Annotated in this window: 3 protein-coding genes and 1 pseudogene; all 4 read left to right on the forward strand. The window is 46.7% G+C overall.

Going from position 1 to position 3,332, the window contains the following annotated elements:
- Positions 1-843: pseudogene (locus AC1WIP_RS13440) on the forward strand (beta-galactosidase); the annotation flags it as partial.
- A 174-nt stretch (positions 844-1,017) separates the two neighbouring features.
- Entirely contained in the window at positions 1,018-1,509 is a 492-nt protein-coding gene (locus AC1WIP_RS13445) for a DUF2975 domain-containing protein (protein WP_481142306.1), read from the forward strand.
- Positions 1,510-1,556: 47 nt separating this feature from the next.
- Entirely contained in the window at positions 1,557-1,772 is a 216-nt protein-coding gene (locus AC1WIP_RS13450; RefSeq protein ID WP_481142307.1) for a helix-turn-helix domain-containing protein, read from the forward strand.
- A gap of 2 nt (positions 1,773-1,774) precedes the next feature.
- Positions 1,775-3,286, forward strand: coding sequence for a DUF4153 domain-containing protein (locus tag AC1WIP_RS13455; RefSeq protein WP_481142308.1), 1,512 nt, complete (start codon positions 1,775-1,777; stop codon positions 3,284-3,286).
- The last annotated feature ends 46 nt before the right edge of the window (positions 3,287-3,332 follow it).

Genomic DNA, 3,332 nt, shown 5'->3' on the forward strand with positions numbered 1-3,332 from the left:
GGGGTGCACACCGAGGAGGGACAGATCATTAAAAAGTACCGCCGTTATAAAGAGGTGATAGGGAAGTATGCACCCATTCCCAAGGTGGAATTTTCTACAAGAATAGAGAGAAAAAATTATGGAACCCTGAAGGTGGGAAGGAAAGTGAGTCTGACCTCCACACTGGCCTCTATCAGCAGTCCCGTGAAAAGCCCGTTCCCCCAGTCCATGGAACGCCTGGGACAAAATTATGGATATATTCTTTACAGGAGCATGCTGCATACAGAGGAAAATCTGGACAAGATCAGACTGTGGGGAGCAAACGACAGGGCCAATATTCTGGTGGACAATGTTCCCGCAGCAGTGCTCTATGACAGGGAGCTTTTAGAGGAGAGGGAATTAAAGCTTTCCATCAGGAAAAATGCAGTGCTGGACATTCTGGTGGAAAATATGGGCCGTGTGAATTTTGGTCCCCGCATGGAGAAACAGCGCAAGGGCATTGATCAGTGTGTGCAGATCAACGAACATATGCACAACGGCTGGGAGCAGTATCCCTTGCCCCTTGACAATGTGGAGCACGTTGATTTTGAGGGGGATTATCTGGAAAACACCCCGGCCTTTTATGAATTTACCTTTTCGGTGGAGGAGCCGGGAGATACCTTTTTGGATTTTTCCGGCTGGGGAAAGGGCTGTGTTTTCGTAAACGGCTTCAACATCGGAAGATTCTGGGAGATCGGCCCCCAGAAAAGGCTGTATCTGCCAGGGCCATTGCTTAAAACCGGTGAAAACCGCATTGTGATTTTTGAAACGGATGGAAAAGCGGCAGAAACCATCACTCTGGCAGACGAGCCGGATATTGGGTGAAGAATCAAAAATAGGCATAAGAAAGGAAGCGGAAACAAAAACGAGCAGGCAGACAACAATGCCTGCTCGTTTTTTAATAAAAATATATCGAATATCAATAAAAATATATTGACAATCGTTTTTGGGGATGCTATATTGAACTGGAAATCAGGAAAAACAGATGGGGGTATCTGTATGAAACAGCAAAAAAATTTGACGAAACAAGAAAACCTGAAACGGCAAAAGCAGCTTTTGACCAGGTGGACGAAGCTTCTGCTGGACATTATGTTTTTTGGCGGCATGGTGGTGACGGCGTCCTTGCCCTTCAGTATCAGGCTGGCGGGGAGATATCTTCCCAGGCTTATGGATTACTATGAAGAGAATGTGATCATCTATTTTGTGCTGGGAGTGTCCGCCATTGTGCTCATCGGCGAGCTGCGCAAGATTTTTTCCACAGTTTTGGAGGAAAACTGCTTTGTCATGGAAAATGTGGCGAGCCTTAGAAAAATGGGTAACTGGAGCTTTTTTATCGCTGGAATGTCCGTGGTGCGCAGTATCGTCTACCTGACCATTGCCATGGCGGTGGTGGTTTTCGTCTTTGTGATAGCGGGGCTGTTCAGCAAGGTTCTGGCCATGGTGTTTGAGGAGGCTGTGCGCTACAAGGAGGAAAATGACCTCACTATATAACAAAGGGTTGGCAACATGTGCTATGAAAAAGGCGGAGGCAGGCGGATATGGCGATTATTGTAAATCTGGACGTAATGATGGCAAAGCGTAAAAAGAATCTCACGGAGCTCTCCGGAGAGGTGGATATTACGCTGGCCAATTTATCTATATTGAAAAATAACAAAGCAAAGGCGATACGGTTTTCTACTCTGGAGGCTATCTGCAAGGCGCTGGATTGTCAGCCGGGAGATATTCTGGAGTATGTGCCTGATCAGGAGGGATAGACATGGATATGAATGATAAAAACGTTTCTGTACAAAATCAGGAAGCACAAAACGGCACGGCGCAGAATGCGGCGGCGCAAAGCGTTGCGGCCAGACACACAGGAAATCTGAAAAAGAATTTTGGTTTTTTTGGTCCGGCAACCTTTGTCTATGCGGTCTTTTACGCCTTTTGCATGTTTCGTAACGGGTCGGGGATCACCTTCCCTTTTTTCGTGGCAGGAAGTCTCTTGTATTTTTGCTTATGCTTATCAAAACTGGAGATTTCCTTAAAAAAAGGCAGCGTCTTTTATATGGCGGGGATGGCGCTTCTTTCCGTGTCCACCTTCTGCACCGACGATTCCAGGATCATTTCTCTGAATAAGACAGGGATTTTTCTGCTGATGATGAGCCTTCTTTTGAAGCAGTTTTATGATACCTCGGGCTGGAAGCTGGGAAAATACTTAGGAAGCATTCTGCAGCTTGTCTTTTGCAGTCTGGGAGAGCTTGGAAGGCCTTTTCAGGACGGGGCTGCATATCTGCGGGAAAGGGGGAAGAACCACAAAATCTGGCTGGTTCTCCTGGGACTTATCATCGCCTTGCCACTGCTGTTGGTGATAGCAGCCCTTCTAAGCAGTGCGGACGCGGTATTTGGAGAAATGATGAAAAGCCTCACAGACTGGATACAGCCGGCAAATGTGCTTAATGTGACCTTCCGTATTCTCTTTTTGTTCTTTGCAAGCTATCTTTTGCTTGCCTATCTTTGCAGACATGCCATAAGCCAGGAGGTAAAGGATAGAAGAAAGGGAGAGCCTATTTTAGCCATCACTGTGACAGGGCTTTTGTCCTTGATGTACCTTTTGTTTTGCGGAATTCAGATTTTTGGACTGTTTCTGGGGAAACTGCAGCTTCCCGAAGGATATACCTATGCGGAATATGCCAGGGAGGGATTTTTTCAGCTGCTTGCAGTGAGTATTTTAAACCTGGTGATTGTGCTGTTCACCTTGAGTTTCTTTCGGGAAAGCGCTCTGCTTCGAATTATATTGACAGTCATGTCCCTCTGCACCTTTGTGATGATCGCCTCCAGCGCAATGCGGATGATTTTGTATATCCAGTCCTATGACCTGACCTTCCTGCGGATTCTGGTGCTTTGGACCCTGGGAGTATTGTTTCTTTTATTTACAGGTGTAATCGTGGGTATTTTCCGGGAGAGCTTCGGGCTGTTTCGCTACAGCATGGCAGTGGTGACCATATGCTATGTACTTTTATCCTTCAGTCATCCGGATTATATCATCGCAAAAGTAAATCTGAAGGAGGCGTCCCACAAGACAGAGCAGATAGATTTCGGTTATCTGTCCTCCCTGAGCGCGGACGCCGCCCCGGTGCTGGTTCCTTATATGAAAGCCACGGGCCGGGAGGCGTATGTGGAAGGACTTTCCGAGAGGCTTTCGGAGGGCTCCTTCAGGACCTTTAACCTCTCACGGTTTATGGCGGGAAAAACCTTGGAAAAATACGGGGAGGATATAAACTTTTTTTAAGAAAGGTTCTTTGGAATTTTTTGAGAGAATGGGGTATACTAAGACC

The sequence above is a fragment of the Acetatifactor sp. genome (genome assembly GCF_982438285.1).